This window comes from Klebsiella sp. AqSCr, assembly GCF_008452795.1.
Classification (GTDB): Bacteria; Pseudomonadota; Gammaproteobacteria; order Enterobacterales; family Enterobacteriaceae; genus Klebsiella; species Klebsiella pneumoniae.
On sequence record NZ_MJDM01000005.1, the window covers coordinates 1062492 to 1087024 of the forward strand.

The 24533-nt window shown below is 59.8% G+C and carries 24 protein-coding genes; 7 read left to right on the forward strand and 17 right to left on the reverse strand.

The annotated features are described in order from the left end of the window. Positions 1–21: 21 nt before the first annotated feature. Positions 22–720: an RluA family pseudouridine synthase gene (locus tag BHE81_RS09100; RefSeq protein ID WP_004197491.1), complete on the reverse strand. Its 699-nt coding sequence runs from the start codon at positions 718–720 to the stop codon at positions 22–24. A 190-nt stretch (positions 721–910) separates the two neighbouring features. Here BHE81_RS09100 and BHE81_RS09105 point away from each other — a divergent pair, with 190 nt between their 5' ends. Together BHE81_RS09105 and BHE81_RS09110 are read left to right on the forward strand one after the other, a co-directional pair. Continuing rightward, positions 911–1393, forward strand: coding sequence for a cold-shock protein (locus BHE81_RS09105; protein ID WP_002910657.1), 483 nt, complete (start codon positions 911–913; stop codon positions 1391–1393). Between the two features lie 109 nt (positions 1394–1502). Next, entirely contained in the window at positions 1503–2402 is a 900-nt protein-coding gene (locus tag BHE81_RS09110) for a LysR family transcriptional regulator (protein ID WP_004152315.1), read from the forward strand. Here BHE81_RS09110 and BHE81_RS09115 read toward each other — a convergent pair. The 3 genes from BHE81_RS09115 to BHE81_RS09125 all read right to left on the reverse strand — a co-directional run bounded on the left by BHE81_RS09115 (position 2377) and on the right by BHE81_RS09125 (position 5723). Beyond that, positions 2377–3186, reverse strand: coding sequence for a substrate-binding domain-containing protein (locus tag BHE81_RS09115; protein WP_004145468.1), 810 nt, complete (start codon positions 3184–3186; stop codon positions 2377–2379). The genes BHE81_RS09110 and BHE81_RS09115 overlap by 26 nt on opposite strands. 11 nt (positions 3187–3197) lie before the next feature. Next, complete coding sequence (locus tag BHE81_RS09120) at positions 3198–4493, reverse strand: MFS transporter (protein WP_004175494.1); 1296 nt, start codon at positions 4491–4493, stop codon at positions 3198–3200. A 303-nt stretch (positions 4494–4796) separates the two neighbouring features. Next, complete coding sequence (locus tag BHE81_RS09125; protein WP_009307580.1) at positions 4797–5723, reverse strand: LysR family transcriptional regulator; 927 nt, start codon at positions 5721–5723, stop codon at positions 4797–4799. A gap of 98 nt (positions 5724–5821) precedes the next feature. On the opposite strand from BHE81_RS09125, the gene BHE81_RS09130 reads away from it, so the two are divergent. Then, positions 5822–6298 (forward strand): GNAT family N-acetyltransferase, encoded by a 477-nt coding sequence (locus BHE81_RS09130; protein WP_002910717.1) that lies wholly within the window; start codon positions 5822–5824, stop codon positions 6296–6298. A 49-nt stretch (positions 6299–6347) separates the two neighbouring features. Here the strand turns inward: BHE81_RS09130 and pckA are convergent, their stop codons facing one another. Then, on the reverse strand, positions 6348–7991 hold the full coding sequence (gene pckA / locus BHE81_RS09135; RefSeq protein ID WP_004148802.1) for a phosphoenolpyruvate carboxykinase (ATP): 1644 nt from the start codon (positions 7989–7991) through the stop codon (positions 6348–6350). 283 nt (positions 7992–8274) lie between these two features. Here pckA and BHE81_RS09140 point away from each other — a divergent pair, with 283 nt between their 5' ends. Continuing rightward, complete coding sequence (locus BHE81_RS09140) at positions 8275–9168, forward strand: LysR substrate-binding domain-containing protein (RefSeq protein ID WP_002910720.1); 894 nt, start codon at positions 8275–8277, stop codon at positions 9166–9168. A 5-nt stretch (positions 9169–9173) separates the two neighbouring features. Here the strand turns inward: BHE81_RS09140 and BHE81_RS09145 are convergent, their stop codons facing one another. The 5 genes from BHE81_RS09145 to BHE81_RS09165 all read right to left on the reverse strand — a co-directional run bounded on the left by BHE81_RS09145 (position 9174) and on the right by BHE81_RS09165 (position 14140). Continuing rightward, on the reverse strand, positions 9174–9893 hold the full coding sequence (locus tag BHE81_RS09145) for an ABC transporter ATP-binding protein (protein ID WP_004175491.1): 720 nt from the start codon (positions 9891–9893) through the stop codon (positions 9174–9176). Continuing rightward, positions 9890–10765: an ABC transporter ATP-binding protein gene (locus tag BHE81_RS09150; RefSeq protein ID WP_004148803.1), complete on the reverse strand. Its 876-nt coding sequence runs from the start codon at positions 10763–10765 to the stop codon at positions 9890–9892. The genes BHE81_RS09145 and BHE81_RS09150 overlap by 4 nt, the downstream gene beginning before the upstream one ends. Further along, entirely contained in the window at positions 10762–12048 is a 1287-nt protein-coding gene (gene livM, locus BHE81_RS09155) for a high-affinity branched-chain amino acid ABC transporter permease LivM (RefSeq protein WP_004148804.1), read from the reverse strand. Before livM ends, BHE81_RS09150 begins: the two co-directional genes overlap by 4 nt. Before the next feature lie 9 nt (positions 12049–12057). Then, positions 12058–12972 (reverse strand): ABC transporter permease subunit, encoded by a 915-nt coding sequence (locus tag BHE81_RS09160; RefSeq protein WP_009307577.1) that lies wholly within the window; start codon positions 12970–12972, stop codon positions 12058–12060. 109 nt (positions 12973–13081) lie between these two features. Further along, positions 13082–14140 carry a branched-chain amino acid ABC transporter substrate-binding protein gene (locus tag BHE81_RS09165; protein ID WP_004189329.1) on the reverse strand — a complete coding sequence of 353 codons (1059 nt, stop codon included), beginning with the start codon at positions 14138–14140 and terminating at the stop codon, positions 13082–13084. 289 nt (positions 14141–14429) lie between these two features. Between BHE81_RS09165 and BHE81_RS28175 the strand changes: the two genes are divergently transcribed. After that, positions 14430–14576: a hypothetical protein gene (locus BHE81_RS28175; protein WP_004225356.1), complete on the forward strand. Its 147-nt coding sequence runs from the start codon at positions 14430–14432 to the stop codon at positions 14574–14576. Between the two features lie 51 nt (positions 14577–14627). On the opposite strand, the gene pflB is transcribed toward BHE81_RS28175, so the two are convergent. The 5 genes from pflB to tdcA form a co-directional block, all read right to left on the reverse strand. Further along, complete coding sequence (pflB, locus tag BHE81_RS09170; RefSeq protein ID WP_009307576.1) at positions 14628–16922, reverse strand: formate C-acetyltransferase; 2295 nt, start codon at positions 16920–16922, stop codon at positions 14628–14630. 28 nt (positions 16923–16950) lie between these two features. After that, on the reverse strand, positions 16951–18159 hold the full coding sequence (tdcD, locus tag BHE81_RS09175) for a propionate kinase (protein WP_002910759.1): 1209 nt from the start codon (positions 18157–18159) through the stop codon (positions 16951–16953). Positions 18160–18186: 27 nt separating this feature from the next. Further along, complete coding sequence (gene tdcC, locus BHE81_RS09180) at positions 18187–19518, reverse strand: threonine/serine transporter TdcC (RefSeq protein WP_004145486.1); 1332 nt, start codon at positions 19516–19518, stop codon at positions 18187–18189. A 25-nt stretch (positions 19519–19543) separates the two neighbouring features. Continuing rightward, on the reverse strand, positions 19544–20533 hold the full coding sequence (gene tdcB, locus BHE81_RS09185; RefSeq protein WP_002910762.1) for a bifunctional threonine ammonia-lyase/L-serine ammonia-lyase TdcB: 990 nt from the start codon (positions 20531–20533) through the stop codon (positions 19544–19546). A 93-nt stretch (positions 20534–20626) separates the two neighbouring features. Continuing rightward, complete coding sequence (gene tdcA / locus BHE81_RS09190; protein WP_002910764.1) at positions 20627–21568, reverse strand: transcriptional regulator TdcA; 942 nt, start codon at positions 21566–21568, stop codon at positions 20627–20629. 176 nt (positions 21569–21744) lie between these two features. Between tdcA and BHE81_RS28180 the strand changes: the two genes are divergently transcribed. Together BHE81_RS28180 and BHE81_RS09200 are read left to right on the forward strand one after the other, a co-directional pair. Beyond that, positions 21745–21888 carry a hypothetical protein gene (locus tag BHE81_RS28180; protein WP_014343223.1) on the forward strand — a complete coding sequence of 48 codons (144 nt, stop codon included), beginning with the start codon at positions 21745–21747 and terminating at the stop codon, positions 21886–21888. Positions 21889–22185: 297 nt separating this feature from the next. Beyond that, positions 22186–22308, forward strand: a complete 123-nt coding sequence (locus BHE81_RS09200; protein WP_004145488.1) for a nitrilotriacetate monooxygenase — start codon at positions 22186–22188, stop codon at positions 22306–22308. A 37-nt stretch (positions 22309–22345) separates the two neighbouring features. Here BHE81_RS09200 and BHE81_RS09205 read toward each other — a convergent pair whose 3' ends face one another. Both BHE81_RS09205 and BHE81_RS09210 read right to left on the reverse strand, forming a co-directional pair. After that, complete coding sequence (locus BHE81_RS09205) at positions 22346–23146, reverse strand: phosphate/phosphite/phosphonate ABC transporter substrate-binding protein (RefSeq protein ID WP_004189318.1); 801 nt, start codon at positions 23144–23146, stop codon at positions 22346–22348. Continuing rightward, positions 23139–24125 (reverse strand): fatty acid desaturase, encoded by a 987-nt coding sequence (locus tag BHE81_RS09210; RefSeq protein ID WP_172622140.1) that lies wholly within the window; start codon positions 24123–24125, stop codon positions 23139–23141. Before BHE81_RS09210 ends, BHE81_RS09205 begins: the two co-directional genes overlap by 8 nt. Positions 24126–24533: the final 408 nt, after the last annotated feature.

Consider the following 24533-nt stretch of genomic DNA (forward strand, 5'->3'; position numbering starts at 1 on the left):
GGGCTTTCCCGCCGCGGGCGATCAAAACGGGCTCGCCTGCTGGATATGCATCGGCTCATGGCTGACGGGGTGGACAAAACGCAGTTCGCTGGCGTGCAGCATCAGCCGCGGAGCGCATTCCGTGCCGGGCAGCTCCCGGCCACCGTACAGATCGCAGCCAAGGATCGGATAGCCCAGCAGCTGGCAGTGAATACGCAGCTGATGGGTCCGTCCGGTCTCCGGGGTGAGCGTCACCCGGGTTAACGCCAGCGCCCTCTCGCCTTCTCGCGCCTGATACAGGCGGTCTATGACCCGATAGCGCGAACGCGCCGGTTTGCCGTGGCGGGCGCAGAGCGCCATGCGCGGGAAACGGGCCGGATCTTTGGCGATTGCCGCCTCCACTATCCCCTCATCTTCCGCCAGGTGGCCGCACAGCAGCGCCGTATAGACCTTGTCCACCGTGCGCTGGCTGAACTGTTGGCACAGCAAGGCGTTAATGCCCTTGTTGCGGGCGATCACCATCAGGCCGGAGGTGCCGAAGTCCAGGCGGTGCACCAGGGTGCAGCCCGGAAAGCGCTGTACCAGCCGGTGATGCACGGAGTCGAGGTTGCGCGGATCTTTGCCCGACAGGCTCAGCAGCCCGGCGGGCTTATTGATCAGCACCAGGTGTTCGTCCTGATACAAGAGGGTGATCTGTTCGCGACACGGCGGCGCGACAAAGGTATCGATAATGGTGGACATCAGGCGGCCCGAAGAAGGAGTGGCTGGCGATAGTACCTCATTTTGCCCAGCGGCACGATGCTGGCGCACAATCCGCCCTCGCGGCGGCGTCATTTATCACCCACACTTATCGCAAAGGCATGGCCTGTACAGGCAATGTGCTTTACACTGCGCGCTGCAAAATTTGTGTTAACCAACGAGTAATACGGTAATGGCGATGAACGGAACAATCACAACGTGGTTTAAAGATAAAGGTTTTGGATTTATCAAAGATGAAAACGGCGAAAATCGTTATTTTCACGTGATTAAGGTCGCCAATCCTGATCTTATCAAGAAAGACGCGGCGGTGACTTTCGAACCTACCACCAACAATAAAGGGCTGTCGGCCTACGCGGTGAAGGTCATTCCGGAAAGCAAATATATCTATATTGCCGGCGAGCGGTTGAAGCTGACCTCCATCAAATCCTATGTGGTGTACCGGGAAGAAGAGCCGGTCGAGACCCGCGTCGATAAAGAAAACGCCGTGCTGTCGGTCGGGCTGCTGATGAACAGCATCCGGCCAAAAGCCACGGTGCAGCCGGGAGAGATGCGCTCGGTGAAAAAGCTGGCGATCACCACCTTTCAGGGGACAACCCTGATCTTTTCGGAAGACGAAATCGATATCGATGCCACGGTAAAACTGCTTAAGGTGTAAGCCCTGGCGCGCGGTTTCCCGCGCGCCCGAAGTCCTGCCCGATATGCTACCCGCCATCGCCCCTCGCCGGACGGGGCGATGGCGCCAGAGAGCCGATAAGGATGCCGCCATGCCCGTAAATTTTGACTTCAACGATCTCTACGCCTTTCGCGCCCTGATGGAATATGGCAGTTTCCGGCTGGCGGCCGAATCCATCTGCCTGTCGCAGTCGGCCCTTAGCCGACGCATCGAAAAGCTGGAGACGGCGCTGGGCAACCGGCTGTTCGATCGCACCACCCGGCGGGTGACCCTCACGCTGTATGGACAAAATTTTGCCGAACGTTCGGAGCAGCTGCTGGCCCATGTCGAGACGGTGCTGGCGGATATCAGCCAGGTCAGCAAGGCGCGCACCGGGCTGGTGACGGTGGCGACAGTGCCTTCCGCCGCCTACTACTTTATGCCGGAAATAATCCGCAGCTTTCAGGCGCGTTATCCCCAGGTGCGCATCCGGTTGATTGACAGCAGCGTCGGGAATGTGATCGAGGCGGTCAGCAGCGGACAGGCTGACTTTGGCCTCTGCTTTGCCAAAAACCTGCCAGCCAGTATCGAATTCACCCCTCTTGCCGACGACCGCTATGTGGCCGCCTGTCGGCACGATCATCCGCTGGCGCGCAAGACGCACCTAAGCTGGCAGGCGTATTTTGAACAGGATTATATTGGCCTGGATCGGGTCTCCGGCAACCGGACGCTGCTTGACCGGGAGCTGGCGCATCTGACGCCGGCGCGGCCAAGTATCTGCGAAACCCGCCACGTCACCACGATGCTGGGGATGGTGGAAGCGGGCATCGGCATTGCCGCCGTGCCCGCGATGTCGATGCCCGCCGGGGAGCATTCCGTTCTCCGCGCTGTGCCGCTCACCGACCCGGTGGTCACGCGTACGGTAGGCCTGATCCGCCTCAGCGGCCGTATTCAGTCCTACGTGGCGGCAGAGCTGGAGAAGCTGATTATTGAACAGTATCCTTCTGGCTGACCGGCGCGGCGGCGGCTACGCTTCGCATACCGGTGGCGTGGATGGTCTCCTGCGCCGCCGGTGACGCCAGATACGTCAGCAGCGCCTTGCCTTCCTGCGGGTGGTCGGCGCTGATGGTCACCGCCCCGGCAAAGCGGGTGATGTACTGCAGGTTATCCGGCAGTTCGCCGACGAAGGTTACGCCGGGCACCGGCAGCAGTTCGCTCACCTGCTGAAAACCGATCGCATACCGTCCCTTGGCCACTTCCGAGGCCACCGGAATGCGCTCCACCATCTGCGCTTTACTCTGCATCGCGTCATCAATGCCCAGGGTGTGGAACAGCGTCGAGCTGACATAGCGTCCGCTGGCGCTGTCGGAGTACGCGACCGATGGCGCCGCCAGCAGCGTCGCACGCAGCTGGTCTGCGTTGTGGATAGCCGGCAGCGGCGCCCCCGCCTTCACCACCACGCCGATCGGCGAGTCGGCCAGCTCCCGGCGCGAATCCGGTTGCGTACGGCCCGCTTTCTCGAGGCTGGTCAGCGCGTCCCCGACCATGATCACCACGTCCGCGTGTTCGCCGCGCGCCAGACGGTTAGGGATCGCCTGCGGCGTTTTTCCCATCGACGGGCCAGGGATCACCACGAGGTGGTTGCCGGTTTGTTTTTCCCACGCCGGGGCCAGCTTTTCCAGCGCCGCTTTGAAGCCGCCGGAGATCATCACGGTGACCTCAGCGGACAACGCGCTGCCGCCGGTGGCGGCCAGCAGCAGCGTGGCGAGCAGGGTTCCTGTCGTTTTACGCATCATCTTCTCCCTGATTAACGTGCCGTCTGCAGCGCAACGGCGCTACGGCGATAGAGGTAGCAAGTGGCCAGCAGACCGCAGATGGCGGCAAAGCTCATCCAGTAGCCGGGAGACGCTTTATCACCGGTATACTCAATCAGCGCCGTGGAAATCACCGGCGTGAAGCCGCCAAACACCGCGGTCGCCAGGCTGTAGGCCAGCGAGAAACCTGCCACGCGCACTTCGGCGGGCATAATTTCGGTCAGCGCCGGGATCATCGCCCCGTTGTACATGCCGTAGATAAACGACAGCCACAGCAGCACGCTCAGCATCATCAAAAAGCTCGGGGCGTTCGCCAGCATGGTCAGCGCAGGCCAGGCGGTAGCCAGCGCCAGCAGGGTCATGGCGATCAGCACCGATCGGCGGCCAAAGCGGTCGGACAGCGCCCCGCCCACCGGCAGCCAGAAGAAGTTGGAAATCGCCACCAGCAGCGTGACCAGCAGGCTGTCAGAGGCGCTGAGCATCAGCACCTTTTTACCAAAGGTCGGGGCATAGACGGTGATCAGGTAGAACGCGGTGGTGGTCATCGCCACCATCATCATCCCGGCGATAACCACCTGCCAGTTCGCCAGCAGGGTGGCGAATACCTGGCGCATCGCCAGATGATGGCGGCGGGCAGTAAACTCCTGGGTCTCCTCCAGCTTACGGCGCAGGATAAAGATGAACGGAACAATCAGGCAGCCGAAAAGGAACGGAATACGCCAGCCCCAGTCGCTGATAGCGCTCGGCTCCAGTACCGCGTTGAGGGCAAAGCCCATCGCGGCTGCCACCATGATGGCAACCTGCTGACTGCCCGACTGCCAGCTGGTGTAAAAGCCTTTGCGGCCCGGGGTGGCGATCTCGGCCAGATAGACCGACACCCCGCCCAGCTCGGCGCCTGCGGAAAAGCCCTGCAGCAGACGGCCGATCAGCACCAGCAGCGGCGCCCACAGGCCAATGGTCTGATAAGAGGGGATCAGCACGATCAGGAAGGTGCCGGTGGCCATGATCGACAGGGTGACGATCAGCCCCTTGCGCCGCCCCACCTTGTCGATATAGGCGCCAAGTACGATAGCGCCGATGGGGCGCATCAAAAAGCCGGCGCCAAAGACTGCGAAGGTCATCATCAGCGAGGCGAATTCACTGCTCGCCGGAAAAAAGGTATGGGCGATGTAGGTGGCATAAAACCCGAACAGAAAAAAGTCGAACTGTTCGAGAAAGTTACCGGACGTGACGCGCAGAATGGCGCCGATCCGGTCACGGGTACTCATCTGTGAGGTTGTTGAATGCATGCAGGTCTCCAGTTTGTTATCCACGCGTTGTCGCGCGCCTGTCGCTGAAGACTGAAACAGAACCGGGAACGAAATAAGCGTAATAAACGCATCCACTAATGCATTTTACGCATGAATAACATTTAACTAATTAACATTACTTTTGCATACAATCATTTAACACACACCGTCCTAACCACGCCGCGGGTGACGGCGAAAAAGTCAGTTTTCCGTTTTGTGACCGGGGCCAGGATATGTCGCCGTGGGTTGAAGGCATAAAACCTGGCCTGGGGTAACGAAATACCCTGCCGGCTGGAAAGCGCGTCAGGAAGCGGTGGACTCCCCCACCAGCGTCTGCAACAGGGAGATAAGCCAGCGGGTAGCCTCGCGTTTCCCGCTGCGTTGGTGGGCGTAAATCTTGACGTCAAACGGCGGAACCGGAAACGGCAGCGGGAAAATGGTCAGCCGGGCGGCGCGGGCCATCGTCTCCGCCGCCCGCCGGGGCAGCGCCATCAACAGGTCGCTCTGCTCAATAATAAAGGGCGCGCTCAGCATCGAGGGGGTTTTCATCGCCACCTGCCGCGAATAGCCCTGTCGCTCCAGCTCACAGTCCAGCACCCCCTGCCGCTCATTCCACGGGGTCACCACCAGATGACGGGCCGCAAGGTAGGCGTCCAGGGTCAGCGCCGTCCGGTTGGCCTGGCTGATGACCACATATTCGTCCCGCAGCCAGTTAATCTCCTCAAGATCGGGATGGGCTGGCTCGTCAGGGGTATTGAACCCGAGGGCCAGGTCGACCTCGCCCGCCAGCAGCTCGGTCAGCGCCGGGCTGTGGGGCAGATAACGGAGCTCAAACCGCAGCCCGGGCGCCTCACGCTGCAGGTGATGCATCAGCGTCGGAAAGACGCAGAACGCGGTGAAATCGGTGATCGCAATCTGCATGCAGTCGGTGCTGGCGGCCGGCACAAACGCCTCCGGCGGCGTCAGCTCCTGGTTGAGAAACTTCAGCGCCGAAGCGATAGAGGGCGCCAACTGGCTGGCATAGACGCTGGGGCACATCCGGTGGCCTTCGCGGTAGAACAGCGGATCGTTGAGGGCGCTGCGCAGCCGGGAAAGCGCATGGCTCAGCGCCGAGGTGCTCATCGCCAGCTCTTCCGCCGCCAGGCGTACCGAGCGGGAGCGATAGACCGCGTCAAAGACCGGCAACAGGTTGAGGTCAATCCGGCGCAGGACAGGATGCATAATATTCATCGTTTGCTGATTTCATTGCACTTAATTCTTTTCACAATACCGCTTATCCTCAGGGTCAGCAATTTTGCTCTCTTTTGACTATGGATACAGGACACCCCATGAGCATCACAATCCGCCAGGCCACCCCGGACGACGCCACCGCTATCTACGACATGATTTATGAACTCGCGGTCTACGAGAAAGCCCCCGAAGAGGTAGTGACGACGCCAGAGGAGATCAGAGAGACACTGTTTGCCAGCGGCAGCAAAACCGAAGCGCTGATCTGCGAGGTGGCGGGCAAAGCGGTGGGCTACGCGGTGTTCTTCACCAGCTACTCCACCTGGCTTGGACGCAATGGTATCTATATGGAGGATCTGTACGTCACCCCCGACTATCGCGGGATCGGCGCCGGAAAAGCGCTGCTGAAAACCATCGCGCAATATGCTGTACAACGTCAGTGCGGGCGTCTGGAGTGGAGCGTGCTCGACTGGAACCAGCCGGCGATTGATTTCTATCTGAGCATTGGCGCGCAGCCGCAGGATGAGTGGGTGCGTTATCGCCTCACTGGCGATGCGCTGCGGGCCTTTGCGGAGTAAAGCGGCTCGCCAGCAGGTCGGCGCCAGGCGTCGACCTGCTGGTCGCGGATCAGGCTTCGACCGCGCTCTTCTGCAGCTGCGGACCGGCCAGCGCCAGACGCGCACCCGCTTCGGTATCGCTGTACTGCTTGAAGTTATCCATAAACAGCTGAGCCAGGCTCTCGGCCTTCTCCTGCCATTTATCCGCTGAACTCCAGCCATTACGCGGATCCAGCACCGCGCTGTCTACCCCTGGAATGCTCTGCGGGATCGCAAGACCGAACACCGGGATGGTCTCCTCGCGCAGCGGGCCGGTAGTGCCGTTGAGGATCGCGCTAATGATGCTGCGGGTATCGCGCAGCGACAGGCGTTTGCCCTCGCCGTTCCAGCCGGTGTTGACCAGCCAGGCTTCGGCACCGGATTCCGCCATCTTCGCTGCCAGTACGCTGGCGTACTGGGTCGGGTGAAGCAGCAGGAACGCCGCGCCATAGCAGGCGGAGAAGGTCGGCGTCGGCTGGGTAATGCCACGCTCGGTGCCCGCCAGCTTCGAGGTGAAACCCGACAGGAAATGGTACTGCATCTGCTCGGTGGTCAGACGGGAGACCGGCGGCAGGACGCCAAACGCATCGGCGGCAAGGAAAATCACCTTCGACGGATGGCCCGCGCGGGACACCGGCTTGACGATATTGTCGATATGCGACAGCGGATAGGAGACGCGGGTGTTTTCGGTTTTGCTGCCGTCGGCATAATCCACGCTGCCGTCAGCGCGCACTACCACGTTTTCCAGCAGCGCATTGCGGCGGATGGCGCCATAAATCTCCGGCTCCGCCTGCGGATCGAGATTGATGGTCTTAGCGTAGCAGCCGCCTTCGAAGTTAAACACGCCGTCATCGTCCCAGCCGTGCTCATCATCGCCGATCAGCTGACGATGCGGATCGGTCGACAGGGTGGTTTTCCCGGTCCCGGAGAGGCCGAAGAACAGCGCCACGTCCCCTGCTTCGCCACGGTTGGCCGAGCAGTGCATCGACGCGATGCCTTTCTGCGGCAGCAGGTAGTTCATGACCGAGAACAGCCCCTTCTTCATTTCGCCGCCGTACCAGGTACCGCCGATGAGCTGAATACGCTCGCTGAGATTAAAGGCGACAAAGTTCTCGGAGTTCATCCCCTGCGCCTGCCAGTTGGCATTGGTGCAGCCCGCGCCGTTGAGCACCACGAAGTCTGGCGTAAAGCTGGCCAGCTCGTCGGCGCTTGGCACGATGAACATGTTTTTGACAAAGTGGGCCTGCCACGCCACCTCGGTGACGAAGCGTACGCCAAGACGGGTGTCCGGGCTGGCGCCGCACCAGGCGTCGATGACGTACAGTTTTTTGCCGCTCAGCTGGCCCGCGACCAGGCTTTTCAGGCTGCGCCACACGTCTGGCGATAACGGCTTATTGTCATTACGGCCGAGGCCGGAGTCTGCCCACCAGACGGTGTCGCGAGTCTGTTCGTCGCGGACGATGTATTTATCGCGCGGCGAACGGCCGGTGAAGATCCCGGTATCAACAGCCACAGCGCCAGAGTCGGTCATCACGCCGCGGGCCGCGCCGGTCAGCTCAGGAGAGGTTTCATGTGCAATAAGCAAATCGTAATCAGGGTTGTAAAAGAATTCGCCGCTTGCATTAATCCCCAGCTCCTGCAGAGCCATTTTTACTGATTCAATTTGTTGTGACATGGAACTCCTGACAAACTATTTAAGGTAAGAGGCCTGGGTTATTCATTGCTTTCGTCATCGTCGCCGGCTATTTAATAAGATAAGTCCTGGACAATGAAATAAAGCAATAAATAACCGTGAGTCGCGATTTCATATCGTGCTCATGTAGGGTCGCCGATATGCATTCATAAATCTCAACTTTCCAAAAAATGTTAACACCTGTCGATAATTATGTTAATTGCATAGTTTCTATGCGCTATGCTAAAATTGCATAGCCTTTATTGCGTTTTTGAGGACTGGATCGGTGTTGGCAAATCTGGAAGTAAAATGGCTGTATGATGTGATTGCCCTCGAGGAGTCGCGCAGCTTTACCCTGGCGGCCAAAGCCCGCAACATCTCTCAGTCCTCGTTCAGCCGACGCATCCAGTCGCTGGAGGCTTCCCTCGGATTCAGCATCTTCGATCGTAGCGCCAACCCTCTGCAGCTGACCAACCGCGGGAAAATTTTTGTCGGCTATGCGCGAAATATGCTCGATGACATGGATTTTCAGATCAGCCGTATTAAAGGCTTAAATAACACTACCCAGAAAATAAGGATCGACGCCGCCCCTTCGCTGTCGGTGTTATTACTGCCCGAGATCATCGCCGGTTACACCGACCGTAAAAATAAGACTTTTCATGTTGAATCGATTAACGTCAACGACGCCGTATTTAACCTGAAAGAGGGAAAAAGCGATTTTATCCTCTCCTTCTATAATGAAGAATTGATGAACTATCCGTTTATTAATCATAAAATTTTTGATTCTTATCTGCACCTGGTCTCCCCCTGCGACGAACATGGCCGCCCGCTGTTTCATTTACATCGCGGCGTGCTGCCGCTGATGAAATACGCCAACGACAGCTATATGGGGCGCCAGGTGAACCAGGTGATCGACCGCACGCCGGAGATCACCTTCTCTCTCACCTTTGTCTCTTCCATGAGTGAGCTGCTCAAGCGCATGATCCTCAATGGCGACGGCGTGGGCTGGCTGCCGCAGTACTCCATTCAGCGCGAGCTGGACGAAGGCCGGCTGACGATCCTCGATGAGAGCCTGTCGCTGCCGATCGGCGCCTGGCTCTACCGCTCCGGCTCGCGGCTTAACCAGGCCGCCGAACGTTTCTGGCAGCACATTAAAACCCGTAACGAACCGCGGGAATAACCCCCTCAGCCGCTGATCCCCAGATATGCCTTACGCACCTCCGGGTCGTTGAGCAGCGTCTGGCCGCTACCGCTCAGGCGGATCTGGCCGTTCACCATCACGTAGGCGCGGTCCGACAGGTTGAGGGCATGGCGGGCATTCTGCTCCACCAGAAACAGCGTCATCCCCTGGGCCGTCAGCTCGCGCAGGATCTGAAAAATCTGCTTCACCACCAGCGGCGCCAGCCCCAGGCTCGGCTCATCCAGCAGCAGCAGGCGCGGTCGGCTCATCAGCGCCCGGGCGATGGCCAGCATCTGCTGCTCGCCGCCGGAGAGGGTCATCGCCCGCTGTCCCCGCCGCTCTTCCAGCCGGGGGAACAGCTGGTACATTCGCGCCTTGTCCTCGGCCTGATAGCGGTTGCCAATGGCAATGGTCCCCATTAGCAGATTCTCCTCGACGGTCATATCGGGAAAGATGCGCCGCCCTTCCGGGGCCTGGGCGATGCCGTTGCTGGCGATAAAGTGGGTCGATTTCCGGCTGATCGCCTCCCCGCGATAGAAAATCTCCCCGCCGGCAATGCGCGGCTGGCCGAAGACCGACATCAGCAGCGTTGATTTACCGGCGCCGTTGGCGCCGATCAGCGCCACCGTCTCCCCCTCGTTGACGGTGAGGGAGACCTGCTTCAGGGCCTGGATCGGCCCGTAGAAGACATCCACCTCATTAAAGGCAAGCAAAGGCTGGCTCATCGGCGCGTCTCCTCTTCCTCAGCGCCTAGATAGGCGGCAATCACGCTGGCGTTGGCCTGGATCGCCTGCGGCGCGCCGCGGGCGATGACGTCCCCGTGATCGAGGACGATGATATGATCCGAAATCTCCATCACCATCCCCATATCATGCTCGATCAGTAGCACCGTGATGCCGTGCTGCTGGCGCAGAAAGCGAATAATCCGGCTCAGCGCCTGGGTTTCCACCGGGTTGAGACCGGCGGCCGGCTCGTCCAGACAGATCATCTCCGGACGGGTGCACATGGCGCGGGCGATCTCCAGCCGCCGCTGCTGTCCGTAGGAGAGGGTCCCCGCCAGACGGTTGGCGCAGTCCACCATCTCCACCACCTCCAGCCAGTAAAAAGCGCGATCCAGCGCCTGACTCTCCGCCTGCCGATACCCACGGGTATTGAGGATCCCGGCCAGCAGATGGCGGTTGACCTGGGTATGCTGGGCCACCAGCAGGTTCTCGATCACCGACATCTCGCGGAATAAACGTATATTCTGGAAGGTGCGCGCCAGGCCAGCGCGGTTCACCAGATGGGTGCCACCGAACATCTTGTAATAGATCCGCCTCCCCAGCTGCGCCGGGTGGAGAAAATCGTCCGGGTGAAGCTTCTGCCCCAGCACCTGAATGACATCGGTGACCTTTTCCCGCGCCCGCAGCACGATACTGCCCCCCGTCGCCCGATAAAAACCGGTCAGGCAGTTAAACACCGTGGTCTTGCCCGCGCCGTTGGGGCCTATCAGGGCGGTGATCGACCCCCGCTCCACCTCCAGATTGACATCATTCAGCGCTTTGATGCCGCCGAAATGCATCATCAGATGCTCAACGCGTAAGATGCTGTCGGTCATGGCGCGACTCCTTTTCGCAACGCAACCCCGCTGCGGCTGGTGCGCACCAGGCCGCGCGGCCGCCAGATCATCATCATCACCATCAGCACGCCGAACAGCAGCACCCGATATTCGTCAAAGCCGCGCAGCAGCTCCGGGGTGACCGTCAGAACAAACGCCGCCAGTACCACTCCCAGGGTGGAGCCCATTCCCCCGAGCACCACAATCGCCAGGATCAGCGCCGACTCAAAAAAGGTGAACGACGTCGGGTTAACAAACCCCTGATAGCTGGCGAAGAACACCCCGGCGATGCCGGCCGTCGACGCGCCGAGCATAAACGCCGAGAGCTTCACCAGCACGTGATTGAGCCCCATCGCCCGACAGGCGATCTCATCCTCGCGCAGCGCCTCCCAGGCGCGGCCGATGGGCATCCGCGTCAGGCGATGCTTCACCAGCAGCACCAGCATCACCACCAGACACAGCACGGCGTAGAGAAAGATGAATTTCAGGTTGGGGTTGTAGCTGACGTGGAAAAACTCATGGATGGGGATGCCGCCATCTTTCGCCCGGCGGGTAAACTCGAGGCCAAACAGCGTGGGGGATGGCACCGGTACGCCGTTAGGGCCGCCGGTGAAGCTCACCCAGTTGTTGAGCACCAGGCGGATAATTTCGCCAAAGCCGAGGGTGACGATGGCCAGATAGTCGCCATGCATACGCAGCACCGGAAAGCCCAGCAACGCCCCGGCGAGAGCCGCCATCACCGCCCCCAGCGGCAGCATCGCCCAGAAGCCAAGTCCCAGGTACTGGTAGCCCAGCGCCAGGCCGTAGGCGCCGATGGCGTAAAACGCCACATAGCCCAGATCGAGCAGGCCCGCGAGGCCCACCACAATATTCAACCCCAGGCCAAGCAGAACGTAGATCAGCCCAAGAATGGCCACGGTCAGCAGATATTTTGTGGCGAGAAACGGAAAGACAATGGCCAGCCCCACCAGCAGCGGTATTATCCAGCGCAGCCGCGAGCGGTAGCCCGGCGGCCGGACGTACACCCCGTCATCCGCCCCCTCAAAGCGGGCAATAAAGGCTTTTCCCCTGTGGCTCTGCAGCAGCAGACTGAGCGCCAGCCTGCCGGCCATCACCACCGCCACCAGAATCGCCACCCGCGCAGGCGCGAGGGTAAAACCATACCCTTTGAGCACCACGCCGACGATCGGGCCAAAGACAATTAACGCGCAAAGGCCGGCCAGTACGCTGTCGATCAGCGCGTTTTGGATAGCCCGCGCAGGCTGGCGCGTAATTTCACCCATAAAGCCTCCTTAGACCTTGGCCACCAGCGGACGTCCCAGCAGCCCCTGCGGGCGAAAAATCAGGATCGCCACCAGCAGCGCAAAGGAAAAGACGTCTTTGTAATCCGAATTCACCAGCCCGGCGAACTGGGCTTCGGCCACCCCAAGCAGCAGACCACCCAGCATCGCGCCAGGCAGCGAGCCGATCCCGCCCAGCACCGCGGCGGTGAAGGCTTTGATGCCGATAATAAATCCGATATAGAAGTCGAAGGTGCCGTAGTTCATGGTCACCAGCACGCCGGCCAGACCGGCCATCGCCGCGCCGATGACAAACACCAGGGAGATCACCCGGTCGGTATTGATGCCAAGGATCGCCGCCATGCGCCGGTCCTGCTGGGTGGCGCGGCAGATGCGCCCCAGCCGGGTATACTGAATAATCCAGGTCAGGATAAGCATCCCCACCAGCGCCGCGACGAAAATAAACACCTTGGTCCAGGTGATCTGCACCACCCCATCGCCCACCGTCATGCGCAACGCGCCGCTAAGCAGCGTCGGGATCCCCTGCTGGTTCGGCCCCTGGCTCAGCTGGACATAGTTCTGCAGGATCAGCGACATCCCGATAGCCGAGATCAGCGGCGCCAGCCGCGTCGAGTTGCGCAGCGGCCGGTAGGCGATGCGCTCGATCGCCCAGCCGTATACGCCGGTGACCACGATGGTGAACACCAGGGTGGCGAAAATCAGCAGCGGAAAGGAGTGGATCCCGAAGAAAGAGAGCAGCGCCAGGCCGATGGCGCACAGGTAGGCGGAGACCATATACACCTCGCCGTGGGCGAAGTTGATCATGCCGATGATCCCATACACCATGGTGTAGCCGATGGCGATTAAGCCGTACACCGCGCCCAGCGTCAGCCCATTGATCAGTTGTTGCAGAAAAAACGCCGTCATAGCCCCTCCAGCCGCCAGGCAGACGGCCGCCGGGTTCCGTTCCCGGTCAACCGCCGTTATGTGACAATTCGCAAGTCAAAAGGACAGAGCGTCCTCAGGTCGTGGCCGATCAGAGCTGGTGATATTTGCCCTTGTCGTCCCACTGATAGACCACGTAGTCGGACACCTTGAGGTCGCCTTTGCCATCCCAGGCTTTCTTGCCCATCACCGTCTCGACGTCGTGGCTCTTCAGCCAGTCGCTGGCTTTGGCGTTATCGGTACCGACGGCGTTCCAGGCCGCGGCGATAGCCTGAATGGAGGCGTAGGCGTAGAGGGTATAACCTTCCGGCTCAAAGCCGCTGGCGCGGAACTTCTCGATCACCGCTTTGCCGTCCGGGAGGGTGCGCGGATCCTGACCAAAGGTCATCAGCACGCCGTTGGTGAACTGCGGCCCGCCGGCGGCCGTGACCAGCTCCTCGGTGACGATACAGTCGCCGGAGAAGAATTTGGCCTGCACCCCCTGCTCGCGCATCTGGCGCACCAGCGGGCCCGCTTCCGGATGGCAGCCGCCAAAGTAGACCACGTCCGGCTTGAGGGCGCCGATCTTGGTCACCAGGGCGTTAAAGTCTTTTTCACCGCGGGAAAGGCCTTCGTACAACACTTCTTTGGTACCCCGCTTCGCCAGCGCCGCGCGGGTGGCATCGGCCAGCCCCTGACCATAGGTGTCTTTATCGTGGATCACGGCGATTTTCTTCGCCTTCAGCACGTCCAGCATATAGTTGGCGGCGATCGCCCCCTGCTGATCGTCACGACCACACATGCGGAAGAGATCTTTCATGCCGCGCTCGGTGATCTGCGGGTTGGTCGAGCCGGGGGTAATGGTCAGGATCCCGGCTTCGTCATATACCTCGGAGGCCGGCATCGTTGAGGAAGAGCAAAAGTGCCCCACCACGGCGGAGACTTTCGCTTCATCCACCAGCCGGTTGGCCACCGCCACCGCCTGCTTCGGTTCGCACGCGTCATCCCCCTGCACCAGCACAATCTTTTCGCCTTTGATGCCGCCGGCGGCATTGATATCGGCCACCGCCTGCGAGGCTCCCTTCCAGTACTGGGCGCCGTAGGTGGCGTTGGGGCCGGTAAAGGGCCCGGCGACGCCGATCTTCACGTCTGCCTGGGCGTAAAAGGCCATGCTCATACAACCTGCTATCACAACATGAAGCGTCATTGTTTTCAGTTTCAAAGACATTCGGATATTCCTCAGCGATGTAAAGCCTGGCGTCATGGAATGACGCAGAAAATATCACTTACCGTGTGGTGCCGACGTTGGCGCAGCGCCAGGACGGCCAGGGTGGAAGAAGCAAAAATCCCGCCAGGAAGGAGTGGAACACCGGAGAACAGTCGCCCCGGTCGGTACGCACGCGACGGCAACCCGTGCCGCATCCGGCAAGGGCGCATTCCCTTTCAGGTCAGGAGATCGGTTGCCATCACGTGGCGAGCCGGACAACGCGGTATCCGTACCGGCCCGTGAGCTAAACATAGATGCAGTTAGCGGTCGCTGCGCGCCAGCGTGGTGCAAAAATGCGAATATGATCAACAGTGGTGATTATTTTGTTGCGGTAATGTGAAGATGATAACAGGAGAGCCCGTTAAAGGCTCTCCTGTGACCCGGTGGCCGCTCAGAGTTGACTGGTGAACGTTCGGGAGATCACATCCTGCTGCTGTTCGCGGGTCAGCGCGTTAAAGCGGACCGCATAGCCGGAGACGCGGATCGTCAGATTCGGATACTGCTCCGGGTGTTCTATCGCATCGAGCAGCTTTTCCCGGTTCAGCACATTGACGTTGAGATGCTGTCCCCCCTCCACCGTCTCCTCGTGGTGGAAGTAGCCGTCCAGCAGGCCCACCAGGTTGTTTTCCTGCGCTGACGGGGCTTTGCCGAGCGCCGCCGGCACGATGGAGAAGGTATACGAGATGCCATCTTTGGCGTAGGTAAACGGCAGTTTCGCCACCGAGGTCAGCGACGCCACCGCCCCTTTCCGGTCGCGGCCATGCATCGGATTGGCCCCCGGAGCGAACGGCGTCCCCGCCCGACGTCCGTCCGGGGTGTTGCCGGTTTTCTGGCCGTATACCACGTTGGAGGTGATGGTCAGGATCGACTGGGTCGGCACCGCCTGACGCCAGGTGGGGAGCGCCTGAATTTTGCGCATAAAGCGCTCCACCAGGTCGCAGGCGATGGCATCAACCCGATCGTCGTTGTTGCCGTACTGCGGATAGTCGCCTTCAATGACAAAGTCCACCGCCAGCCCGTGGTGATCGCGCACCGGCTTCACCCGGGCGTACTTTATCGCCGACAACGAATCCGCTGCCACCGACAGGCCGGCGATGCCGCAGGCCATCGTGCGGTAGACGTCGCGGTCGTGCAGGGCCATCAGCGCCGCCTCGTAGCTGTACTTATCATGCATGCAATGGATGATGTTCAGCGCGCTGATGTACTGCACCGCCAGCCAGTCCATAAAGTGGTCGAGGCTGGCCATCACGGTGTCGTAGTCCAGCACCTCATCGCGCAACGGTGCGGTTTTCGGCCCCACCTGAATCTTCAGTTTCTCATCCACCCCGCCGTTAATCGCGTAGAGCAGCGTTTTGGCGAGATTGGCGCGGGCGCCGAAGAACTGCATCTGCTTGCCGATCACCATCGGGCTGACGCAGCAGGCGATGGCGTAGTCGTCGCTGTGAAAATCGCTGCGCATCAGATCGTCGTTCTCATACTGCAGCGACGAGGTGGCGATAGAGACCCGGGCGGCATATTTTTTAAACGCCGCCGGCAGCGCTTGCGACCAGAGCACGGTCAGGTTCGGCTCCGGCGCCGGGCCCATGGTATGCAGAGTATGCAGATAGCGGAAGGTGGTTTTGCTGACCAGGGTGCGACCATCCAGCCCCATGCCGCCCAGCACCTCCGTCGCCCAGATGGGATCCCCGGAGAACAGCGAATCAAATTCCGGGGTGCGCAGGAAACGCACCATGCGGATCTTCATGATGAAGTGATCAATGAGCTCCTGGGCCTGCTCCTCATTCAATAAACCGGCGCGCAGATCGCGTTCGATATAGATGTCGAGGAAGGTGGCCGTGCGCCCCAGCGACATGGCGCCGCCGTTCTGCGACTTCACCGCCGCCAGGTAGGCGAAGTAGAGCCACTGCACCGCCTCCCGGGCAGTGCGCGCCGGGAGAGAGATATCGCAGCCGAGGCGGGCCGCCATCTCCTGCATCTGCAGCAGCGCGCGCCGCTGTTCGGCCAGCTCTTCGCGCAGGCGCAGGGTGGCCTCCAGCGCCTCGCCGCGCTCAAGGGCCGGCTGCAGGTCGGCAAACTGCAGCTCACGTTCGCGGACCAGATAGCGAATGCCGTACAGCGCCACGCGGCGGTAATCGCCGATGATCCGTCCGCGGCCATAGCCGTCCGGTAGCCCGGTCAGCACCCCGGATTTACGGCAGCGCAGCATATCCGGGGAATAGACGTCAAAAACGCCCTGATTGTGGGTCTTACGCAGCGCCGTAAACTGATACTCAAAGTCAGGATCCATTTCGCGACCATAGGCCTCGAAGGCGCTTTTGATCATCTTGATGCCGCCAAAAGGATGCAGGGCGCGCTTCAGCGGCTGGTCCGTTTGCAGGCCGACGATCTTTTCCAGCGGCTGGTTGATATAGCCCGCCGCGTGGGCGGTGATGGAGGTGGCGACATTGGTGTCGAAATCCACCGGCGCATGGGTGGCGTTCTCGACGCGGATCCCGGCCATCACCTGCTCCCAGAGGGCGGTGGTCGCTGGCGTCGCGTTAGCGAGGAAAGACTCATCGCCCTCGTAAGGGGTGTAGTTATGCTGAATAAAGTCGCGAACGTCGTTCTGCGTTTGCCACGCCGTACCGCGAAAGCCCAGCCAGGCGTCGGCGTATCGTACATCCTGGGTATCGATATCTACTTTCATGAACATCGTCTCTCTACAGAATAAAAAGTCAGGCCAGCGCCGCCGCGGTGTGGATCCGGCCTAAGCGGATCGCATCGAGGGCAATCATGCGCTCTTCATTGGTAGGAATAACCGCGCAGCGCACCCGGCTGCCGTCGGCGGAGATCAGGCGCTCGCCGGCCGAATTGGGCTGCTGATTGCGGGCGGCGTCCATCGCAAGGCCAAAGACCGCCAGCCGCTCGCTCACCAGCCGACGGATCAGCACCGAGTTCTCGCCAATCCCGCCGGTGAAAATAATGCCGTCGAGACGCTGCAGCGCCGCGGCGTGGCCGGCAATATGGCGGGCGATACGATGGACAAAGGTTTTAATCGCCAGGCGGGCGCGTGCATGGCCCTCATGCCACGCCTGCTCCAGCACCCGCAGGTCGGAGGAAAGACCGGAGATCCCCAGCAGGCCGGAGGCGGTGTTGGCTACCCGCTCCAGGTCGCTGAGGGTCTGCCGGGTTTCCCCGGCAATCCACGCCATGGCGCCGAAGTCGACATCACCGCTGCGGGTGCCCATCATCAGCCCCTCCAGCGGCGTCATCCCCATCGAGGTGTCCACGCTGCGGCCGTTACGCACCGCGCAGATCGAGGCGCCATTGCCCAGGTGGGCGATCACCAGGCCGCTCTCCTGCTCCGGCAACCCGAGCAGCGCCAGGGCGCGCTGGGACACATAGCGGTGCGAGGTGCCGTGGAAACCGTAGCGGCGTACCCCGAGATTCTGGTAATACTCCCACGGCAGACCATAGAGAAAAGCTTCCGGGGCCAGGGTCTGGTGAAAGCTGGTATCAAAGACCGCCACCTGCATCACCTCCGGGAACAGCCGCTGCGCCGAGGCGATGCCGCTGAGACTGGCGTAGTTATGCAGCGGGGCCAGGGACGATACCTGGCGAATGTTATTGATAACCTCCTCGCTAATAATGACCGACTCGGTGAACAGGTCGCCGCCGTGGGCGACGCGGTGGCCAATCAGGGCCACGCTGTCGATGAGGTCGCGTTGGGCTAATGCCCCGGCAATCGCCTGCAGGGCGCCTTCGTAGCCGCGCTGCGCCAGCGCCACCGGCTCGCCGCCGTTGAGCGAGAGAGACGCCCGTTCCGCGTTGATGCCCTCGGCCACGCCGTTGAGCAGGCAGTCGCAGCTGGCGGCGTCCAGGACGGAAAATTTGATTGACGACGAGCCGCAGTTAATCACCAGTACTACCGGAAATTCAGTCATGTTGTACTCCGCGTGGCCTGAGCCGGATTAGAACAGTTTGTAAGCAATGTTGAGGATGGTCAGCAGACCGATAGCGGTCACAAAGAGGTTGTCGAGACGGCCACGGTATTTGGCCAGCGAAGGCGCTTTACGAATGGCGTACATCGGCAGCAGGCACAGCAGCGAGGCGATAATCGGCGCGCCCATGGCCTCAATCAGGTCGAGGATATTGGGGTTGGCATACGCCACCACCCAGGTCGAGCCCATGATGAACACCATGCTCAGGGTATTGAGCTTGCCGCTGGAGACCCGGGTTTTATCCCCTTTATAGCCAAAGCGCAGGATCAGACCGTTCAGCCCTTCGAGCGTGCCGAGATAGTGGCCGAAAAACGATTTGAAGATGGCCACCAGGGCGATGATCGACGCGCCATACTCCAGCAGGGTGGCAAAGGTGGATTTGGTGCCCGACATCGAGGCAAAGTGGTTCGCCAGATAGGAGAGCACCGGGATATTCTGCGCCTTGGCGTCCGCCATGTTCTGCGGTGAGAGGGTAAACAGGCAGCTGAAGGCGAAGAACATCACCACCGCCACCATCAGCATGCTGGCCCGGGAGATGATCTGTGAGCATTTGCGTTCGGTATACTCGCGGCCAAACTGCGCTTCATACTCTTCGCGTTTGGAGACCACAAACGAGGAGACGATCGGCGAGAAGTTGAAGGAGAACACCATGATGGAGATGCCCAGCCATACCGTCACCAGAATGCCGTCGTGACCGGTTAAGGCGATATCGCTGAGGTTGACCTGGTCAATCACCGCGCTATTCCAGTAGGGGATCAGGGACAGGGAGATCACCACCAGGCTGGCGATAAACGGCCACACCAGATAGCTCATCACCTTGACCATCAGGTCTTTACCAAACCAGATGACAAACGCCATCAGCAGCAGCAGGAGCAGCGCCACCACCCCGCGGTTGAGAGCCGGCATCTGCAGCTGGTTCTCCCAGAAAGTCATAAAGGTATTGGTGATCGTGACGCCATAAATCCACAGCAGTGGGCAGATGGCGAAGAAGTACAGAAAGGTGATCACCACCCCGCCGGTTTTGCCAAAATGCTCTTCCACCGTTTCGGTGATATTGCCGGAGGGGTTAGCCCCCGACAGGCATAGCCGGGCCAGGGCCCGATGGCAATAAAAGGCGATGGGATAGGCCAGCACCAGCATCACCAGGATCGGGATCAGCCCGCCGAAGCCGGCGCGGATCGGGAAAAACAGCACCCCGGCGCCGATAGCGGTGCCAAACAGGCCCAGGGTCCAGGTGGTGTCAGATTTACGCCAGGACGAAAGGCTTGTCTGGCTGGATGCAATGCTCTCAGTCGTACTCATATCCTGTCCTCACTTATGTATTGAATTAAGCGTCAACAAAACCGGTAATTTGCGATACCCGGGAGAGATCGATATTGCCCCCGGAAATCAGGCTGACCGTTTTGCGGTTCTGGATATAGCTGTCGAGTTTGCCGCTTAATAACGCGGCGCAGGCTAACGCCCCGGCCCCTTCGGTGATCACTTTATTGCGCTGAATTAAGGCGACCATGCTCTGGCGAATGTCGTCCTCACTCACCAGGACGATGTCATCCACCAGCTGGCGGGCGATTTCATAGGTCAGTTTCCCCGGGCGGGCGACGTCGCAACCATCGGCTAAGGTGCCGGCGTGGCGATGGCTGGTGATTTCCCCGGCATACCAGGAGGCGGCCATGCCGTGAACATTCTCCGACTGCACGCCGATAATGCGGATTGTCGGGTTAATGGATTTAATCGCAATCGCGATACCGGCAATTAAGCCGCCGCCGCCAATGGGCACGATGACATTATCCACGTCATACAGATCTTCTAATATTTCGAGTCCAATCGTCCCCTGCCCGGCGATAACCTGCGGGTCGTCATAGGGGGGAATAAAAATGCGGCCCTCAAGTTCAACAATATCGCTGGCTTTGGCGAGGGTATCGTTAAAGTTATCGCCATGTAGCACCACTTCCGCCGAATAATCACAGGTGGCGGCAACTTTCGATTTCGGCGCCCCTTTCGGCATCACTACTTTCCCGTCAATGCCTAGCATGGCGCAGGAGAGCGAGACGCCCTGGGCGTGGTTGCCCGCTGAGCAGGCCACCACCCCTTTGCGTTTTTCCGCCGCGGTTAAACCGCACAGTTTATTAAAGGCGCCGCGAATTTTAAATGAACCCGTGCGCTGCATATTTTCGAATTTAAGAAATATTTCGCCCTGGCAGCGCTCGCTAAAATAATTCGAACGGGGCATGCCTGTTTTATATATTTTTCCCGCGAGGCGTTGTTTCGCTTCGAGAATATCGTCAATAGATACCGGAAGATCGTAGGTAATATGCATTATGGCCTCTGTATCTTAATATAAAGTCAATGACCGGGCGTCATCCTGCTGATAACAGCGAGGACGTGTGTTGGATTATTTAACGACTTTCAGTTACGCAATAATTTGTAATGGCTGCCAGTGGCGGTTGCCCTGCCCCGAGGAATAGTGTTTCGCCATCTCCACCAGCGACGCCGCGGCGGTTTTTAACCGGTAATTTTTCGACCATACCGCCGCATAGCGCGCCACCGGCAAGGCCTCTTTAATGGGGATGGTGACAAACTGGCTCGAGCCAAACGGCGTGGTCATGTCGCAGGGGATCACCGTCAGAAAATCGGCATTGAGCACCAGGTTATAGATCGTCACCACCGAATCGGTATTAACGATATTTTCACGGCGGATACCGCTGCGCTGCAGGGTGGTCAGCAGTTCGCTGTAGTAGCCCATATTGGTCTCCGGCAGCACCCACTGCTCGTGCTGGAGCGAGGCCAGGCGGACGGTGCCGTTGCCGATCCGCGCCCGGTTCGCCACCAGCACAAACTCAGACTCAAACAGCGGCTCGACGTGCAGGTCCTGCAGTTTCATCTCATCGCTCAGCGTCCCGATGGCGAAGTCGAGGCGCCCGTCGCGGATTGCCGGCAAAAAGGCGGAGAGCTGCGCCTCATACATCGAGACCCGCGCCTTGGGGAAAGTCATTTTAAACTGATGCACCATCTCCGACATAAAGGTAAACCCGACCAGCGAAGGGAAACCAAAGGAGACATCCACCACCGCGCTGTTGGTCAGAGCATTCATTTCATTGACCATATTTTTCATTTCACGGGTGATCGCTTCTGACCAGTTGAGAAATACCTGCCCGGCCTCGGTGAGCGAGACGCCGGTATTTCGCCGGACGATTAATTCGCTACCAAAATAACTCTCCATGTCGCCAATAATTTTACTGACCGCCGGCTGAGTGAGTCCTAACGCTTTTGCTCCGGCCCCGATTGACCCGCTGCGGATCACTTCCTGGAAAACTACCAGATGCTGTGTTTTAGGCAGAGAAAAAGTATTCATCGCGTCTCACTTTCATTCCTTTGTTGACGGCGGAAAGTGTAACAAATCGCAATTGCCGGGTTATGTGAGAGCTCTCACAAAGGCTCCGCCGCGGCGGATAAGCAGGATCCACGAGCCAGAATAAGCAAATTAAAATCAATACATTACAAGCATCATGAACGCTATTTGCGCGCCTTTTGCCGTGGCCGAATGCGGGGATAAAAATAATTGATGGCGATAACATCGACGGCGAAATGGCGATAAAAAATACGTCTTTTGTACGTTATTCGACCCGCGCTATCAGGTTGAGAAGAAAGCCGAAAATTAAATTAATGCTGTAAAGAATAAAAGGCAGACGTAATAAACGCCATTATTTAACGACAAGCCGGTCGGGCATCACATTTTATCCCCGGCGGTTGGGGAAAATGCACGGTCATTATTTACACCAAAGAAACATTAAATTCACAATTTTTCTTTTGGGTCGCGATAGGCAGCGATCTTTTTTCCGCCATAGCGCAGTTGGTCATACTTTGATTAAAATCAACCCTGGTAATTTATCTTTTACGACGGCCATTGGAGAGTCATTTGTGTTGCCGATCACAAATCCATAAAACAACGACCCGGCCTATCGTGAAGAGATGATCCCGCGGCTGCGCCAGCAGCTTAACGAGCAGCTGATGAGCGACCAGCTGGCTGTCGACCTGCTCTCTTCCTATCTGCGAATGGATCTCAGCGCCCAGCCGTGGGACCAGCCGCTATAGCCCGCCCCGGCGCAGATCGCTGGCCCGGGCATTTCGCCTATAGCTGGCTGACCCCCAGCGCCGCGGCCTCATCCCGCCACGCCAGCAGCGGCGCATAGGCCTCCCGCGACATATCGCTATAGCCGCAGATCAGCAAGGCGTCGCACAGGGAACGATAGCGATCATCGCTTACCAGCTGCTGGAGCGCCTCGCGCAGGCTATTCAGCGTTGCCGCCGGGGTGGCGCCGGCGGTGATCAGCGGCAGCCCCGGCGCGGCCGGGCTCCAGCCGATCGCCACCAGGCCAGCCAGAGCCTGCGGCTGATGGCGCTGCAGCAGAGCGTAGGTCACGCAGTCGATGGCGGCGATATCGGCGTTTTCCTGCTGCAGTTCGCGCAGCGATTGCCGATGGCTGCCGCTGAACATCACCGCTGAAAAAAAACGCCCCTCCCGGGAGAGCGGCGCGACCATTTTACGCAGTACGTTGTAGCCGGACTGCGAGTGCTCGGCATTGCACACCGCCCGACGGCCAAAAAAGTCCCCCAGCATCCGGTGACTATCCGCTTCGCGGACCACCAGCAGGCTGCGATAGCGGCGCCCTTCGCAACCGGGCGCAGCGTAGTGGAAGCAGCCCACCGTCTGCACCTCAGGCAATTGGGTCACCAGCGGGTAGCCACAGGTCTGGCTCAGCAACAGCGTCGGCTGGCGCCAGTGAGCCAGCAGATCCCCGGGGTCAGCCGCCGGAGGGTCCCCCGCCACCATCACGCCGCGTTCGTCCAGCAGCGACTGCACCGCCTGCCACAGGGCCTGGGTCTGTTGACGGTGGATGGCATACATCGGAAAAGTCATGCGTTCAGCCATATTCTCCTCCCGCCTGCGCCTGCTCGCCAAAGCCCGGATGGGCGTTCACCGCCACCGCCCGGCGGCTAAAATGGCGTCGCCACTCGCCGTACCCGCGCACCAGGAACCCCTGATTACGCTGCAGATACGCCGCCTGGCGATGCAGATACAGTTGACGTAAAGCGTACCAGGGGACCCCTGGCAGATCATGATGCACCGCATGGTAGTTGAGATTGAGGAACAGCACCCGCCAGGGGAGCCCGGCCTCGTTGATCACCGAGCGGGCCAGCGGGTCATCCGCGGCGCGGTGTTCGAGAAAAGAGCGTACTTTGGTCAGGGCCAGCGCCGGGTAGCTCACCGCCAGCACAAACCACAGCGGAGAAAAACCCTGCGCCGCCATCCAGGTCAGCAGACCCGTCAGCAGCAACAGATGCAGACTCCACATGGCGATAGCGCGGCGGTCGCCCTCGCGGAAAGCCCACAGCGCGCTGTTCAGGGTGTGAATAATATCCATCATCGGCGCCAGCAGCAGACGCCCCCAGAAGGTGTTGCGCAGGTGGATAAGGCGGCGCTGCCAGGCTGAGAAGCGCTGCCAGCTTTCCGCCGTTACGTAGTACGATTCGGGGTCATCCTCAGGGTGCGTCAGCAGATGGTTGCGATGGTGCGCCAGGTGGCTGTCGCGGTAGACGCCATAGGGATACCAGACCGCCAGCGGCAGCGTCCCCAACAGCTGGTTAAACCATGCCAGCCGGGTGGGATGCCCATGGATCAGCTCATGCTGTAAGGACATATACCAGGCGGTAAACCAGATCAACAGCAGCGTGGCCGGAAACAGTCCCAGCGTCCGCCAGCCCGCCACGCAGGCAAACCAGCCGCCGTAAACCGTCACAATCAGCAGCCAGGTCGGCAGCTCGCTGCGCCACAGCCAGCCGCGCGCCAGCTGGCTGATCAGGTTGCGCTGTTGGTCATCCACATAGACAGCCGTCTTCTTTTCCGTCACTTCCGATACCTTGCCGTGTTGCCTCATTCCCACCGAAGATGTGAGATAACACGTTAAATAACAAAGTATTTAATTGACTTAGCTTTGCCAAAAAGCGCGTTTGTGTTCAACAGGGCAAAGAGAATACCGTCCATGGCGCAACAGCTTGGCGGTGTTTAAACCGGTCCATCATCCGGCGGCGCTGCGCTTGCCGGGCCTATGGGATAACCCCTCCCCGGGCCATCCAGGCCGGTGCAGGCGCAGCGCCGCCGGACAAGGACAGCGGCGTCGCTTTTGTGCCGGGCGGCGGCGACACCTTGCCCGGCCTACAATCCGTGCGGCCTGTCGTTAATTTATTTACCGCTGTTGCTGAAATTTTACCGCCAGGTCGAGGATACTAAAGGACTCCAGCGCCTTACCCGCCTTCGC